The 15,587-nt window shown below is 67.8% G+C and carries 15 protein-coding genes; 12 read left to right on the top strand and 3 right to left on the bottom strand.

What is annotated here, in order from left to right; genetic code table 11:
* The first annotated feature begins 139 nt into the window (after positions 1-139).
* The 8 genes from ASE95_RS16535 to ASE95_RS16565 all read left to right on the top strand — a co-directional run bounded on the left by ASE95_RS16535 (position 140) and on the right by ASE95_RS16565 (position 8,012).
* The gene (locus ASE95_RS16535; protein ID WP_056638895.1) at positions 140-460 is read left to right on the top strand and encodes a ribonuclease E inhibitor RraB; all 321 of its coding nucleotides are present in this window, start codon (positions 140-142) and stop codon (positions 458-460) included.
* Between the two features lie 225 nt (positions 461-685).
* Positions 686-1,291: a PEPxxWA-CTERM sorting domain-containing protein gene (locus ASE95_RS18385; RefSeq protein WP_056638898.1), complete on the top strand. Its 606-nt coding sequence runs from the start codon at positions 686-688 to the stop codon at positions 1,289-1,291.
* Between the two features lie 206 nt (positions 1,292-1,497).
* The gene (locus ASE95_RS16545; protein WP_200918880.1) at positions 1,498-1,680 is read left to right on the top strand and encodes a hypothetical protein; all 183 of its coding nucleotides are present in this window, start codon (positions 1,498-1,500) and stop codon (positions 1,678-1,680) included.
* Between the two features lie 338 nt (positions 1,681-2,018).
* Complete coding sequence (locus ASE95_RS16550; protein ID WP_056638902.1) at positions 2,019-5,255, top strand: TonB-dependent receptor domain-containing protein; 3,237 nt, start codon at positions 2,019-2,021, stop codon at positions 5,253-5,255.
* 74 nt (positions 5,256-5,329) lie between these two features.
* Positions 5,330-6,313, top strand: a complete 984-nt coding sequence (locus ASE95_RS16555) for a 2OG-Fe(II) oxygenase (RefSeq protein ID WP_056638904.1) — start codon at positions 5,330-5,332, stop codon at positions 6,311-6,313.
* Positions 6,314-6,369: 56 nt separating this feature from the next.
* Complete coding sequence (locus tag ASE95_RS18105) at positions 6,370-6,513, top strand: hypothetical protein (protein WP_022688179.1); 144 nt, start codon at positions 6,370-6,372, stop codon at positions 6,511-6,513.
* Positions 6,514-6,532: 19 nt separating this feature from the next.
* Positions 6,533-6,802, top strand: a complete 270-nt coding sequence (locus tag ASE95_RS16560) for a hypothetical protein (RefSeq protein WP_056638907.1) — start codon at positions 6,533-6,535, stop codon at positions 6,800-6,802.
* 142 nt (positions 6,803-6,944) lie between these two features.
* Positions 6,945-8,012, top strand: coding sequence for an NAD(P)-dependent alcohol dehydrogenase (locus ASE95_RS16565; protein ID WP_056638910.1), 1,068 nt, complete (start codon positions 6,945-6,947; stop codon positions 8,010-8,012).
* Positions 8,013-8,053: 41 nt separating this feature from the next.
* Here the strand turns inward: ASE95_RS16565 and ASE95_RS16570 are convergent, their stop codons facing one another.
* Both ASE95_RS16570 and ASE95_RS16575 read right to left on the bottom strand, forming a co-directional pair.
* The gene (locus tag ASE95_RS16570; protein ID WP_056638913.1) at positions 8,054-8,713 is read right to left on the bottom strand and encodes a DUF2490 domain-containing protein; all 660 of its coding nucleotides are present in this window, start codon (positions 8,711-8,713) and stop codon (positions 8,054-8,056) included.
* A 133-nt stretch (positions 8,714-8,846) separates the two neighbouring features.
* Positions 8,847-9,113 carry a hypothetical protein gene (locus ASE95_RS16575; protein ID WP_156348104.1) on the bottom strand — a complete coding sequence of 89 codons (267 nt, stop codon included), beginning with the start codon at positions 9,111-9,113 and terminating at the stop codon, positions 8,847-8,849.
* A 409-nt stretch (positions 9,114-9,522) separates the two neighbouring features.
* Between ASE95_RS16575 and ASE95_RS16580 the strand changes: the two genes are divergently transcribed.
* The 4 genes from ASE95_RS16580 to ASE95_RS16595 all read left to right on the top strand — a co-directional run bounded on the left by ASE95_RS16580 (position 9,523) and on the right by ASE95_RS16595 (position 14,550).
* On the top strand, positions 9,523-11,589 hold the full coding sequence (locus ASE95_RS16580; RefSeq protein WP_056639128.1) for a carbon starvation CstA family protein: 2,067 nt from the start codon (positions 9,523-9,525) through the stop codon (positions 11,587-11,589).
* On the top strand, positions 11,573-11,773 hold the full coding sequence (locus ASE95_RS16585) for a YbdD/YjiX family protein (RefSeq protein ID WP_056638919.1): 201 nt from the start codon (positions 11,573-11,575) through the stop codon (positions 11,771-11,773). The genes ASE95_RS16580 and ASE95_RS16585 overlap by 17 nt, the downstream gene beginning before the upstream one ends.
* 1,836 nt (positions 11,774-13,609) lie before the next feature.
* Positions 13,610-14,266, top strand: a complete 657-nt coding sequence (gene parA / locus ASE95_RS16590) for a ParA family partition ATPase (RefSeq protein ID WP_056638922.1) — start codon at positions 13,610-13,612, stop codon at positions 14,264-14,266.
* Positions 14,263-14,550, top strand: coding sequence for a ribbon-helix-helix domain-containing protein (locus ASE95_RS16595; protein ID WP_056638925.1), 288 nt, complete (start codon positions 14,263-14,265; stop codon positions 14,548-14,550). The genes parA and ASE95_RS16595 overlap by 4 nt, the downstream gene beginning before the upstream one ends.
* Before the next feature lie 231 nt (positions 14,551-14,781).
* Here the strand turns inward: ASE95_RS16595 and ASE95_RS16600 are convergent, their stop codons facing one another.
* On the bottom strand, positions 14,782-15,435 hold the full coding sequence (locus ASE95_RS16600) for a PEPxxWA-CTERM sorting domain-containing protein (RefSeq protein WP_056638929.1): 654 nt from the start codon (positions 15,433-15,435) through the stop codon (positions 14,782-14,784).
* Positions 15,436-15,587 lie beyond the last annotated feature (152 nt).

Here is a 15,587-nt window from a genome sequence, read left to right on the forward strand (position 1 = left end):
GTAGCTCCCGGCAAGGTACGATGTACCCGGCGGATACCCGCGGATTGTCCGCTTACGCCCAGCGTGGGCCGTTGTCGCGGGCGTTCCGGTTGCCCGAAAGCGGTCGGTCGTTCAGGTAGGCGCGGTGTTGGAGGATCGTATGTCCCTGTTCGAAGAGAACGCCGAAATCCTGAAGAGCATGAAAGAAGATGGAAGCGACCTTGCGCCTTTGCGCAGGGTGGATTTCAGTCAGGTGTTTCCGAGCCGCGCGTCGGCGGAATCCTTCGCTTCGGCCGCGATGAAAGCCGGTTTCGATACCGCCGTCGAGGAGGTGGATCGAAGTGAGGACCCTTGGGACGTGACGGCTTCAAAGGAGATGGTGTCGTCCGCCGAAAACGTGACAGCGGCGGAAGAGAAACTGGGCGCTCTGGCGCAAGCGAGTGACGGTCGTTCGGACGGATGGGGTTTCATGCGCGTCTGACGATCGAACGTCCGCTTATCTGCCTCGCTTACCTCAAAGCTGCCGTTCCGCTAACCACCAGATCCGGTCACCCCCCGCTTCCTCCCGACCCGAACACGCCGTCCCGTTGCGGGACGCGCGCCGCGCCGTTGGGCTGGCCTGTAGGTCGCCGACCTACAGCGCCGCGCGTCACCACCCCTAGGCCGAAACGGCTTTGGGTGCGCTGCACCACAACGGGGGTATCCGATGAAGACGTTCATTCTCGCCGCGCTGGTCGCGGCGCTTGGCGTGCCGGCGGGGCACGCGGCGACGTTCGACTTTACGGAGACGTTCGCGATCGATGCACGCGGCGAGGCGACGGCCCCGGTCGTCGCGACCGGATCGTTCGACGGCGACCTGTCGGGCACGCTCATCACCAACCTGCGCAACATCTCGGTGTTCGTGAACGGCGTCGCCTTCAACCGCAACGGCGCGCTGTATGCGGGCAGCTACGATGCCGCCGAGGGGCTGTTCGCCCCCGGCAACGCCACCGCCTCGCTCGACGGCAGCGCGAACAACTTCTTCTTCGCCGATGCCGCGATGCAGGATCCCGCCGGGACGCTGCCGACCAACCAATATTACCACGTCTCCGCCAACCAGCTGTCGGCGCTGGCGACCGGCATCACCGACACCGGGATCACCGGAGCGACCGGTCTGTCGACGTCGCGGTCGGTCGGCATTCCGTTGACCATCGTGCAGGTGGGCGCGGCGGTGCCGGAACCGGCGAGCTGGGCGTTGATGCTCGTCGGCTTCGCGGTGGTCGGTCACGCGATGCGCCGCCGCCCGACGATGCGGTTCGCGCAGGCGGTCTGAACCCGCGCTCCGCGCGTCACGGCGGCGCGCGCGGCGCGGCGAATGCGGGAATGACCCACCCTTCCCGCTCACGGCGTCGTGGCCCCTTCCCTCGCGGCGGCCGCGTCGCGTCATCGCCGGTCGCACGCGCATCGCCTGTGGCTGTCTGAGTAAAGCGCCGCCACGCGGGCAGCGATTGCGCTGGCGATGCGCGTGCCTATGTGGCGATGATGACCGAACGCTTCGAACGCCATCGCCAGCCGTGGCGCCCCGACGAAATCCAGAAGCTGCACCAGCTGGCCAAGAAGGGCATGGCGTTGAAGGCGATCGCCAAGGCCCTGACGCGCAGCGAGGAATCGATCAAGACCCGCGCCAAGGAAGACGGTCTGGCGATCGCCAAGCTGCGCTGATCCACGATACGTGACGTTTTCGTAACGGCCGGTCGATTGTTTCACCAAAACGTAACGAAGTTGCGTTAGGCTATCGTAATGTTTTTAATGCGGCTTTGCGCAACATTAATACGCGGTGGCCGGTATTTCGCTGTTTCACCACGATCCGCGGCGCGATCGGTTATAATTTCGTGACAAGATCGACGACCTGGTCCGGTTTGATACTAATTCAGGTCGTGCCTTTCATGTGACTGCTATGTAAGAAACATTTCTTACACTTGGGTTGATGGCCTCCAACGGCTTGTCACTGCCCACCGCAGCGGTCTTCATGAACCCCAGATTAAAAGGGGTTTAGGATCATGAAGTTGTCGCGTTACCTGTGCGCTACGGCGCTGATCGGGGCTTTCGCGGTGCTGCCGGGTATGGCCAGCGCACAGACCGAGACCGGCGCGTTGTCGGCACCGCCCGTCGCCGACGATGCCGGGGAGGCCGTCGACGTCGTCGTCACCGGTTCGCGCATCCGTCGTCCGAACGAGGATTCGCCGATCCCGATCACCACGATCACCCCGCAGGAGATCCTCCAGACCGGGCGCATCTCGATCGGTGACGCGCTGAACCAGCTGCCGCAGCTGCGCCCGTCGCTGGGATCGCAGAACTCGACGTCGGGCCTCGGCACGCGCGGGCTCAACTTCCTCGAATTGCGCAACCTCGATCGCGCCCGCACGCTGACGCTGGTCAACGGCCGCCGTCACGTCACCGCCGACATCATCAACAACGGCAATGCCGTCGATATCAACACGATGCCGACCGACCTGATCGAGCGCATCGACATCGTCACCGGTGGCGTCTCGTCGGTCTACGGGTCGGATGCGATCGCGGGCGTCGTCAATTTCGTGCTCAAGAACGACTATGAAGGCCTTCAGCTGCGCGCGCAGGGCGGGATCAGCGACAAGGCTGATGCCGGCAACCAGATCGTCTCGATCCTGGCCGGCAAGAACTTCGCCGACGGTCGCGGCAACATCTCGATCAACGCCGAATATGCGCACCAGCAGGATTATTACGCCTCCGGCCGCCGCAACCTGCGCCGCAACGACGCCTTCATCGTCACCGACACCGATCCGGCCAGCGCACCGGCCGACAGCGTGTTCGACCGCACCTTCTACCGCGACATCCGCAGCGCGACGATCGGCCTCGGCGGGCAGCTGGGCTTCCGCTACGGCAACGGCGCACCGGGTTGCGGCGCGGATTCGATCGGCTCGGCGTTCACCTGCGGCTATCTGTTCCAGCCGGACGGCAGCCTGGTGGCGCAGACCGGTCAGCGCGTCGGTCTCGGCCCCAACGGCAATTTCGTCGGCGGCAACGGCACCACCAGCCGCGAGGGCAATCTGCTGGTCCTGTCGCCCGATACGACCCGCTACGTCGTGAACGTGCTCGGCCATTTCGAGGTTTCGCCGGCCTTCGTGCCGTTCATCGAGGCCAAGTACGTCCGCACCGAGGCGTTCGGTTCGCAGAGCGGCCCGTTCTTCTCGCAGGGGCAGACGGTGGGTGACGGCACGCCGATCGCCGGCTTCACCGACCGTTCCTATTCGAACGCGGGGTCGAGCAACGTCAATCGTGAGGGCGTCCGCCTCGACAACCCGTTCCTGTCGGCCGCCGCGCGCGGCACGATCTCGCAACAGCTGATCGCCGCGATCAATTCGGGCGTGAACCCCAACAGCGGCGCGGCCTTCCGCACCGCGAACAACACCGCCGAACAGGCCGCCGCCAACCAGGCCGCGGCGCTGGCGCAGGTCGCGGCGGGCACCTACCGCTTCTCCTCGCGGCGCAACTGGGTCGATCTCGGCACCCGTGACGAGCGGTTGCAGCGCGACACGTTCCGCGCCGTCGTCGGCGTCCGCGGCGATTTCAACGACGACTGGAACTACGAAGTGTCGGCCAACTACGGCCAGCACAAGGAAAACAGCGTCATCACGGGCAACGTGAATACCCAGCGCTTCCTGCTGGCGCTGGATTCGACCCGCAACGCCGCCGGCCAGATCGTCTGCCGTTCGCAGGTCGATGCCGCCTACGCCGGCAGCGACGTCGGCGGTAACCCGACGCAGCTGGCCTCGGACGTGGCGGCCTGCGTTCCGCTCAACCCGTTCGGCCAGGGATCGGTCAGCGAGGCGGCGCGCAATTACCTGGTGTCGCCGACCACCGCCGACGGCAAGGCGACGCAGTTCGTCGTCAACGGCTTCGTGGCGGGCGATCTCAGCCAGCTGTTCGAGCTGCCCGCCGGGCCGGTCGGCTTCTCGGTCGGCGGCGAATACCGCCGCGAGACGCTGACCTACGATCTCGATCCGCTGACCCAGGCCGGGTACAACTTCTACAACGCGATCCCCAGCTTCCGCGCGCCGGCCTTCGAGGTGAAGGAAGCATATGGCGAGCTGTCGATCCCGCTGCTGAAGGACGTGTTCCTGTTCAAGGAATTGCGTGTGACCGGTGCCGCCCGCGTCGCCGATTACAAGGGCGGGGCCGGTACGGTCTATGCGTGGAACGGCCAGGCCGAATGGCGGCCGGTGCAGGACCTGCTGCTGCGCGGCGGTTATTCGCGCGCGGTGCGTGCGCCGTACCTCGGCGAGAATTACTCGCCGCTCGGGCAGAACTTCACCCCTGCCCCGAGTGATCCGTGCTCGGCCCGCAACATCGGCACCGGTTCGGCGACGCGCGCCGCCAATTGCGCGGCGGCAGGCGCCCCGGCGGGATATGACTATGTCTACACCGCCTCGCTGGAAATCCGCAGCGGCGGCAACCCGAACCTGAAGGCGGAGACGTCGGACTCGCTGACGCTGGGCGGCGTGTTCCAGCCCAGCTTCCTGCCGGGCCTGTCGGTGTCGGTCGATTATTACGACATCAAGGTGAAGGACGTCATCACCTCGCCGACCGTCCAGCAGGCGCTCGACACCTGCTACGACTCGCCGACGCTCGACAACCAGTTCTGCGCGCTGTTCCAGCGTGCAGGCGCCGGGGGTGGTCCGGCCGGCGAAGTGCCGTTCCAGATCCTCGAGGCGTCGTATCAGGACGTGCCGCAGAACTATGCGCAGCTGCGCACGCGCGGCGTCGATACCGAGATCGTCTACAACCGCGATTTCGGGTTCGTGCGCGCCAACCTGCGCGGTGTGTGGAACCACATGTTCCAGCTCGACCGCTTCAACGATCCGTCGCGGCCGAACTTCAAGAACGTGCAGACCGACGAACTCGGGCTGCCGTCGGATCGCTTCAACATCCTCACCAACCTGACGTTCGGCGCCTTCCGCATCGGGCACACGCTGCGCTGGATCGACAGCATGTACCTGAATACGTGGGAGGATTATAACGGGGTCAACGGCCAGCCGCCGCAGAACCTCGATTACGCGCCGATCCAGAAGTACCCGACCGTCACCTACAACGACATCAACTTCAACATCGAGGTGAGCGAGAAGTTCGACTTCTACGGCGGCGTCAACAACGTCGGCGACGTCAACCCGCCGTATGGCCTGACCGGCATCGGCCTGGGCTCGGGCATCTACGACAACCGCGGCCGCTTCTTCTACGCGGGCCTTACCGCCCGCTTCTGATGCGATCGACCACGGCATAGCAAAGGGGTCGGGCCATGCCCGGCCCCTTTTCTCATTCGGGAAAGGCATTGGCGATGGCGCAAACGTCGGTCATCGAGGCGGAGCGGCTGGCGACGTCGGGACAGGTCGCGGCGGCCACCGCGCTGCTGGCGGCGAACGCCCGCGACGGCGACGCCGATGCCGCCATGTTGCTGGCGGTCTGGCACCTGCGCGGAACGCCGGTCGCGCGCGATCTCGGGCGCGCACGCGCGGCGCTGCGCCGTGCGGTGGAGATCGGCCATGTCGACGCGGCGCTGATGGAGGTCGCGCTGACCGCGAACGGCAGCGGCGGGGCCGCCGACTGGGCCGCGGCGCTCGCCCTGCTGCGCGTCGCCGCGGGGGGCGATCATGTCGCGGCGGCGCAGTGCGCGCTGGTCGAGGGGATGGCGCTCGACGCTGACGGGGGGCCGTCGTCCCCGCCGCGTGGCGAGCGGCTGGCGACCGAACCGCGCATCGTGCATTTCCGCGCGTTCCTGACCGCGGCGGAATGCGCGCATGTCGCTACCGTGGCGGCGGCGATGCTGGAGCCGGCGCGGATCATCGATCCGGCCAGCGGGCGCCGGGTCGCGCATCCGATCCGTACGTCGGACGGCGCGGCGATCGGGCCGGTTCACGAGGATCTCGTCGTGCGGGCCATCAATATGCGGATCGCGGCCGCCAGCGGAACGGCGGTGACCCAGGGCGAACCGTTGACGGTGCTGCGCTATCGCCCCGGGCAGGAATATCGCCCGCATCTCGACACCATCCAGGATGCCGACAATCAGCGTGTCGCGACGATGCTGTTGTACCTCAACGGCGGGTTCACCGGCGGCGAGACGCATTTTCCGGTGCCCGGCGTGACGGTTACGCCACGCGGCGGCGATGCGCTGCTGTTCTTCAACACGCTGGCCGACGACCGCCCGGACCCGGCGAGCCGCCATGCCGGCCTGCCGGTCCTGACCGGGTCGAAATGGCTGGCGACGCGCTGGATACGCCGTGATCCCCTTGATCCATGGACGCTTTCGGCGGAGATGGCCTGATCCGTTTCACACCCGACCATGGTGACACCCGTGATCTTCCGTGCAAAAGGGCTGGCATGATCGAGCTTTCCCGGGAACTGGTCGCCTATGCGATCATCGGCGTGCTGGTTGCCGTGGCGGTGCCCACCGCCATCGTCGTGATGCGTCGGCGCAAGCGCGAGAAGCTGCGGCGACGGGGCATCAAGACCTACGGGCACTGATGCCCGCTGCCGCCGTACGATGGCGAAGCGCCGTTATTACCTGACCGCCCGGCTGCCCGATGGTTACGTGAAGACGATCGGCCCGACGCCTGCGGCCTTCACGCATTACTGGCGGATCGTCGCCACGCTGGCGAACGGCGGAACCGAGGTATTCTGGGGCCATACCGCGTCGCTTGCGGAGGCGAAGCGCAAGCGCATCGCCCTCGACGATGCCGCCCGCCAGCGCGGCTGGCGCGACCATCGGTTCGAGATCGTCGAACTCGAACGATCCGACACCCCGCCGGATTAGCCCCGCGGCGCCCGTACCTGGGCGCGCGAACGCGGCGCACGAACGCGCGGGCACTCCCCGCCCCTTCGTTCGTTCACCGCACGCCATGACGCCCGCGTCACGGCACCGACACCGCATCTTCTACGATCCACAAGGGTTTTCCATGACCACCACCGCTTATGGCTATGCCGCGTCGTCCGCAGACGCGCCGCTCGCCCCCTTCTCCTTCGAACGCCGCGATCCGCAAGCGGACGATGTCGCGATCGACATCCTGTTCTGCGGCGTCTGCCATTCCGACCTGCACACCGCGCGCGGCGAATGGGACGGCACGCTCTACCCTTGCGTGCCCGGGCATGAGATCGTCGGCCGCGTGCGCGCGGTCGGCGGCGACGTGACGAAGTTCGCGGTCGGCGATCTGGTCGGCGTCGGCTGCATGGTCGACAGCTGCGGGCGGTGCGCGTCGTGCAGCGACGGCGAGGAGCAATATTGCGAGACCACCGGCTTCGTCGGCACCTACAACGGGCCGGACCCTGTGCTGGGCGGGCATACCTTCGGCGGCTATTCCGACCATATCGTCGTCAAGGAAAGCTTCGTCCTGAAGATCGGCCATGACGAGAAGGACCTCGCCGCGGTCGCGCCGCTGCTCTGCGCGGGCATCACCACCTATTCCCCGCTCAAGCACTGGAAGGTCGGGCCGGGCCAGAAGGTCGGCATCGTCGGGCTGGGTGGGCTCGGCCACATGGGCGTGAAGATCGCCGCGGCGATGGGCGCGGACGTGTACGTCTTCTCCACCTCGCCGAACAAGCGCGAGGACGCCAGGCGGCTGGGTGCGACCGACCTGATCGTGTCGAAGGACGCCGACGCGATGGCCGCGCATGCCGGCACGTTCGACTTCATCCTGAACACCGTCGCGGCCAGCCACGACCTCGACACGTTCCTGATGCTGCTCAAGCGCGACGGCACGATGACGCTGGTCGGCGTGCCGGAGGAGCCGCACCCCTCGCCCTCGGTCGGCGCGCTGGTGTTCAGGCGACGCGCGCTGGCGGGCTCGCTGATCGGCGGCATCGCCGAGACGCAGGAAATGCTCGACTTCTGCCGCGAACACGGGCTGGTCGCCGATATCGAGATGATCGACATGGCCGATATCGAAAACGGTTATGAGCGGATGCAGAAGAGCGACGTGAAATACCGCTTCGTCATCGACATGGCGACGCTCGACAAGGCGGCATAGGATGTGGGTCGACGTGTCGTTTTGTCGACACGTCGACCGTTCTACATTCTGACGAACAGCGTCGCGCTCAGGATGTGGTTGACGCGGTCGGCACCGGGCCGGTTGACGCGCTGGTTGAGATAGCCGGGCTCCAGCCGCGCGCCGGGCATCACCGGAAAGCCGATGCCGACGAACGTCCGCCACTGGTCCACCCCGTCGCGCACGCCCCACCGCGTGTTGTTGAGGTTGAAGAAACCTTCGGTCGTGGCGACCGCCTGCAACCCGCCGGGCTGGCCGATCGGCACCTGGAGCCGCACCATCTGCCGCAGCCGCCATCCGGTGCCGTCCCGCCCCTCGACCATGCGTTGTTCCAGCCGGGTGCGGCTGATGACCAGCGGCGCGCCGCTGCCCAGCCGGACGGGGGCGAACTGCACCTGCTGCCACGGCCGATGTTCGTTGGTGAGCGTGCCGCCGCGCGGATCGGTGCGGACATAGGCGTAACCGGCGACGACATGCGCATCGCGCGCGATCCGCGCGCCGATCGCGGGGCGCAGCAGGAATTGCGTGCCGCCGCCCAGATCGTCGGTGAAGCGCGCCTGCCCCTCCAGCCACACGAACAGGTCGCCGCGCACCGCGCCCGACGCGGTCACCGCCGCCCAGCCCTGTATGTCGTCCTCGGCCAGCGCGGGCTGTGCCGCAAATAGCGTGGCGATGCTCGCCATGCAGGCGAGCGATTGACGGGAACGGCGGGATGACATCGATGCGGGCTCCGGATGGAACGGGTGGCGGCTTGCGCCGGCGGAGCGACCGCATAGCCGGCGCGCGACGGAATCGCGAGGCGTGAGACGGCGGTCGTCAGTCCTCGTCGTGATCAGCCATCAGTCGATCATGATGGACCTGCGCGGCCTTTTCGGCGGTTGCGCGCGCCTCGGCTTCGATTTCAGCGAGTTGCTTGGGTGGAAACCCGCGATCGGGCGTCACCGGCAGGCCCGCGCCTTCCGACTGGAAATCCCCGTACAGGAAGGTCTCATCGTGGGCATCGACGACATTCCGGGTGAAAGCCACCGCGCTCAGGAGTGCGCCGAGCGGATCGTCGCCCCGCATGGCGGAGATCGCCGGCAAGCCGATATCGGTGATGTGGATTGCGGATACCCAGCCGCCATTATCATCTGTACCGGCAGCCAGACATGTAATTCGCATTCATGATCGCCGTCGCGGCAACGTCTCGACAGCTTACGGGTAAAGTAGGGCTTCTCGTGGTCGATCTTCGCAAGAACGGGGTGCGGCAATGGGACTGCTCCGGATCTCGATGGCACTTCATGGTGTCGACAGACGATCAGACTGGGCGTGAACCGCTGCGTGTCCACGGCGCCGACCGGATTTGCAACGAACGCGGCCGAGGGCGGCGTGCGCCCGCGATCAAGGTCCGTGGGGGGTGGCGTGGCCCGGGTCGCGGTGCGATGGTCGCCGAAAGAAACGGGCGGGGAGCGGCACGATGGCGACGGCGATCAGGGGGGAGCGGGCGCAGTTGATGCCGCGAACGCCACGCGAATGGTTGCTGTGGGGCACGATCACGCTGCTGGGGGCCGGCGCTCTCGGCGTCGTGGCGCTGCGGCGCGGCGAGCCGGTCAACGCATTGTGGATCGTCACCGCGGCGCTGTGCACCTATCTCGTCGCCTATCGCTTCTACGGGCTGTTCATCGCCACGCGCGTGGCGCAGGTCGACCCTGGCCGCGCCACCCCGGCGGTACGGCGCGCCGACGGGCTGGATTTCGTGCCCACCGACCGCAACGTGCTGTTCGGGCACCATTTCGCCGCGATCGCCGGTGCCGGGCCGCTGGTCGGCCCGGTGCTGGCGGCGCAGATGGGCTATCTGCCCGGCACCTTGTGGCTGCTGGTCGGGGTGGTGTTCGCCGGCGCGGTGCAGGATTTCCTGATCCTGTTCTTCTCGACGCGGCGCGATGCGCGCTCGCTGGGGGACATGATCCGCACCGAGATGGGGCGCGTGCCCGGCACGATCGCGCTGGTCGGCGTGCTCGCGATCATGGTCATCCTGCTCGCGGTGCTGGCGCTGGTGGTGGTGAAGGCGCTGGCCGATAGCCCGTGGGGCACGTTCACCGTCGCCGCGACGATCCCGATCGCGCTGCTGATGGGCGTCTACGGCCGCTTCGTCCGGCCCGGGCGGATCGCCGAAATGTCCGGCATCGGCTTCGTGCTGTTGATGGCGGCGATCATGGGCGGGCAGCATGTCGCCGCCTCCCCTGCCCTCGCCCCGGTCTTCACGCTGACCGGGCCGACGCTGGCGCTGGCGTTGATGGCCTATGGCTTCATCGCCTCGGTGGTGCCGGTGTGGCTGTTGCTCGCGCCGCGCGATTACCTGTCGACCTTCCTGAAGGTGGGCGTGATCGCGGGGCTGGCGCTGGGCATCCTGATCGTCCGGCCGGAGCTGAACATGCCGGCGGTCACGCGCTTCGTCGACGGCAGCGGACCGGCGTTCGCGGGCGCGCTGTTCCCGTTCCTGTTCATCACGATCGCGTGCGGCGCGGTGTCGGGGTTCCACGCGCTGATCTCCAGCGGCACCACGCCCAAGATGATCGCGACCGAGGGCGACCTGCGCTTCATCGGCTATGGCGCGATGCTCACCGAGAGCTTCGTCGCGATCATGGCGCTGATCGCGGCGTGCGTGCTCGACCCCGCGGTCTATTTCGCGATGAACGCGCCGGCTGCGCTGATCGGCACCGACGTGGCGAGCGCGGCGAAGGCGATCGGCGACTGGGGCTTCGCGATCCAGCCCGAGGCGCTGTCGCAGATCGCGCGCGATGTCGGCGAGCGTACGATCCTGAGCCGTGCCGGCGGCGCGCCGACGCTGGCGGTGGGCATGGCGCACATCCTGAGCCGCGTGATCGGCGGGCAGGCGTTGATGGCGTTCTGGTACCATTTCGCGATCCTGTTCGAGGCGCTGTTCATCCTGACCACCGTCGATGCCGGCACGCGCGTGGCGCGCTTCATGATCCAGGACCTGCTCGGCAGCGTGATCCCGGCGATGCGCGCGACCGAGAAACTGATCCCCAACCTGCTCGCCACCGCTATGGCGGTCGGCGCATGGGGCTGGTTCCTCTATCAGGGCGTCACCGACCCGCTGGGCGGGATCAACACGCTGTGGCCGCTGTTCGGCATCTCCAACCAGATGCTGGCCGCGATCGCGCTGGTGCTGGCGACCGTCATCCTGTTCCGCATGAAGCGCCAGCGCTATGCATGGGTGACGATCGCACCGACGGTGTGGCTGCTGATCTGCACGCTGGTGGCGGGGTGGCAGAAGCTGTTCCACGCCGATCCGCGCATCGGCTTCTTGGCGCATGCCGACACCTTCGCGACCGCCATGGCGGAGGGGCGGCTGCTTGCCCCCGCGAAGACGCCGGCCGACATGGCGCGGATCGTGTTCAACGACCGCGTCGACGCCGCGGTATGCGCGTTCTTCGTCGTGCTGGTGCTGGCGATCGTCGGCTATGGCATCGCGGTCGCCCGACGTGCGCTCGCCAGCGAGCGGCCGACCGCACAGGAAATCGGGCAGGAGGGTGGCGATGCACTGGTGGCGTAAGGCATGGCGTCGCGCCGGCCAGACCGCGCGGCTGATGGTCGGCGTTCCCGATTACGACGCCTATCTCGCCCATTGCCGCGAACGTCACCCCGACGCCGCGGTGCTGAGCCGCGCCGACTTCCACCGCAACCGTATCGAGCGCCGCTACGGCGTGGGCAAGGGTTCGCCTCCGCGCTGCTGTTGACGTGTCGACATCCCGACACGTCGATGTGTCATCTTGTCGGGATGGGCATGGCGCGCGACAGGGGGAGGACGACGCATCGCTGACGGTGACGCGCTCTTCGCCTGTGCGGCAGCGATCGGCAAGGCCGCCGTGGCGCTGCGACCGTATCGAGCGCTGCTATGGCGTGGCAAAGGCTCGCCTCCGCGCTGCTGTTGACGTGTCGACACCCCGACACGTCCACGTGTCATGTCGCCGGGATGTGCACGCCGCGTGACAGGGGCGGGTCTATGTATCGCCGGCGATGACGCGCTCTCCGCCTGTGCGGCAGCGGACGGAGAGGCCGGCGGAACGAAGCAACCGTATCGAGCGTCGCTACGGCGTCCGCAACGGCCAGCCTCTGGGTTGCTGTCGACGCGTAGACACCGCGACACGTCCACCTGTCATGTCGCCGGGATGTGCACGCCGCGTGACAGGGGCAGGACGGCGCATCGCCGACGGTGATGCGCGCACCGCCCGCACGGCAGCGGGCCGCAAGGCCGGCGAGGCGGAGCATGGCGTGACGCCCCCCTGCTCCGCGTCCCCGCCCCCCGGGCGCGGTCGTGATGCGACGATCGGGGTTCCGCGTGTCGGTGCGCGTCGGCACCGGCATCCGCGACGTCGGGCCGATACCCGCAGAGACGGAAATGCAACGGCCCGGTCGTTCTTGCCGCTGCACCGCTCCTCGCGTCTGATACCGGAACGTGCCGCGCGCCGGCCCGTCTCACCGACGCTCGGTCTCGGCAGCGTCCCTTCCCCGTCAGCATATGCGCGCGCGCCGGACCGGAGACGCGCCCGCCTCCACCCGCCCCCGGCCGTGCGGCCGCGAACCCATGGGTGCCACGCGCCCGACTGCTCTTCGCCACGGCGCATCGCGCTGCCACCACACCTGAACCCCCCACTCCCCGCAGTCATGGCCTGCTCACCGACATGTCGATATGTCGGAATGTCGACAGTGGGGCATGCGCAAGCTGTCCTACATCGCCGGCTTCGCGCTAGCTTCTCGACGATGACGATTGATTGGCCCCTGCCCTGCCCTGCCCTGCCCTGCCCCGCTCCGTGCGGCGAGCGGCCGGGCATTCGCCACTGCGCCACTGCCTCAACATTCGCAACATTCGCGGACTCCACGCCGCGTCGGCGTGGCTCACCACACCCCCTGCCCGACCCCCAAACCGGGACATCGTACGCGCGGAGGTCTCAACATTCGCAACATTCGCGGTGCGCGTGTCCCCTCCCCTTGCGTAGCGCTTCAACCACGGACATGCCGTTGCGGCGATCGTCCACCTTGAACGCATCGCCCGGTGGACCCGGCCGCGCCGCTGGCAGGGACGCTCGACGTGTCGGCATGTCGACACGTCGGGCCAATCATGCGGCACCACGCAGGCGCCACCTCGCGCTCCGATCACCCGATCCGGCGCGCTGTCGCGGCTCGCCGGCGCGCGACAGTCGGCGTTCTGTCGGTATTTCGATATGTCGACACGTCGACCGATCGACGGCGTGCCGGAAGGCGCGCGTCAGCACGGATACCCGGCAACGCACCAGCGGGCCGGGCAGGGTGGCGGCGAGCGTGAGACCTCCCTCACTGCACGATCGACATGTCGGCATGTCGACGCGCTTTATCACCCACCCGGACAGGCCAAGCGCCGCTCCCCACCCGCCGCAAACTTGCTTGCCAACGTGCAAACCGACGCTGCCGGCCCATGCGACCGCGATGTGCGGGGCAGGGCGACGCACCCCGTCACGCGCCCGCTTGCGAAAAGCACCGATGTAGACGCGCATTCATGTTGCCATGTCGACACCGCGACATGTAGAAAGGCACACATGCCGACGATCGCGATCATCAGTCAGAAGGGCGGGGCGGGGAAGACCACGCTCGCCCTGCATCTCGCCGCCGCGGCGCAGGACGCGGGCGCGGTCTCGCTCATCATCGACACCGATCCACAAGCCACCGCCAGCCAATGGGCGGCGTGGCGACAGGATGCGCCGCCCGAAGTGATCGACAGCCCGCCCCCGCGGCTTGCCGCCAAGGTGGCGCAGGCCGGGGAACAGGGCGCGAAGGTGATCGTCATCGACACGCCGCCGCACGCCGACAGCGCCGCACGCGCCGCCGTGGAGGTGGCGGATCTCGTGCTGATTCCGTGCCGTCCCAGCGCGTTCGATCTCGCCGCGATCCAGACCAGCGCGAAGCTGGTGCAGCTGTTGCGCAAGCCCGCGTTCGTCGTCTTCACCGCCGGCAGCCCCAACGCCCCGCGCGTCTATGCCGAGGCGGGCGAACTGGTCGAAGGCTATGGCACGCCGGCGTGTCCGGTGATGCTGCCCGATCGCGCCGCCTTCCGCCACGCCAGCGCGGAAGGGCGAACGGTCATGGAAACCGAACCGGCCGGCCGCGCCGCGCAGGACGTTCGCGAGCTTTACAAATGGGTATGTCGACAACTCGACATGCCAACACCGCGTTTTCGCAAGAAGGTGCCCGCATGAGCCGCAAGCCCAGTTTCGCCAATCTGCGCGGCGCCACCCCGCCGCCGGCAGCTGCGCCGGCCCCGCGCGCCAAGGCGGCATCTGTTCCCGAACCGGTCGCTGCGCCGCCCGCCCGCCCGGTCAGCCGCGAGGGCCGCAAGCAGATCGCCGGCTTCTTCTCGCCCGATATGTCGCTGGCGATGCACATGCTGGCGCGGCGACAGGGGCGCAGCCTCCAGGCGTTGATGGCGGAGGCATTCAACGACGTGCTGCGCAAGCACGGCGAAAGCCCGATCGGCGACTGAGCCGCGCGGGCAGGGGCCCCGATCGCCGTGCGCCGCGTTGACAGTGGCACGAGCAACCGGAGCCCCGCCATGATCGATCCCGACGACCTGCCGCACGACGACGAGCACGAGACGCCCGTCGATCTTCCCGAGGAACCGGCCGAGGACCTCGGCGACTTCGCCTGATACCGGCCGCGCGTTTTGCCGGGACGGACGGGGCAGGGGGGGGAGCCATGACGCTCCCCCGCTTCCCTACACCAACCGGCGCGACAGCCGGGTGCCCCGCGTGCGCCGCAACGTATAGCCGACCGCGCCGAAGCCGAGCGTCAGCAGCGCCCAGGTTGCCGGCTCCGGCACCGCGCCGCCGATCGGCGTGGTGCTGGTGAAGCGAAAGTTGGCGTCGCACAGCCCGGCGGTGCAGCTGCGGTTGCTGGTCGGCAGCGCGATGCCGGTCAGCAATCGTCCACCCGCATAGGCATCGACGGTGCCGGTGGTGCCCGGCCCGTACATCACCGCCAGCCGCGTCGTGCCGGTGGTGAGCGCCGCAGTGTAGATCCGTCCGTCGGTCAGCGACAGCCCGCCAAGGTCGATGTCCTGCCAGAAGGCGGTGCGCAGCGCGCTGCCCGGCGCGGTGATGCTGATCTGCTTCAACGCGATGCCGCCCAGACCCTCGCCATCGTACAGTGTGAAGTTCAGCGGGGCGTTGTCGGTGGAATTGATGGTCTGAAGCTGGAAGCCGAACGACGACAGCGTCGTGCCGACCATCGCGAAGGACTGGCCGATCGGCCCGGTGCCGGCGATCCCCACCGAACGCGCGCCACCGTCGTAGCTATAGGTTGCCGCCTGCGCCGGAACCGACGCCGTGCCCGCGACGACCAGCGCCGCCGCCATCATCATCCGCTTCATGATCCGCAAACCCCCGTTAATCTTCGTGAACGCCCGGCGCCTATCAGCGCGATGTTGCAGTCACGCGACAGGCGCGTCGCGAGACAGGCCCTTGATCTGCAACCGCTCTGTCATGATCGCTGGCTAGGCGCTTCGCTAACGGAACGGGTTAA

The organism is Sphingomonas sp. Leaf231 (genome assembly GCF_001421995.1).
GTDB lineage: Bacteria > Pseudomonadota > Alphaproteobacteria > Sphingomonadales > Sphingomonadaceae > Sphingomonas.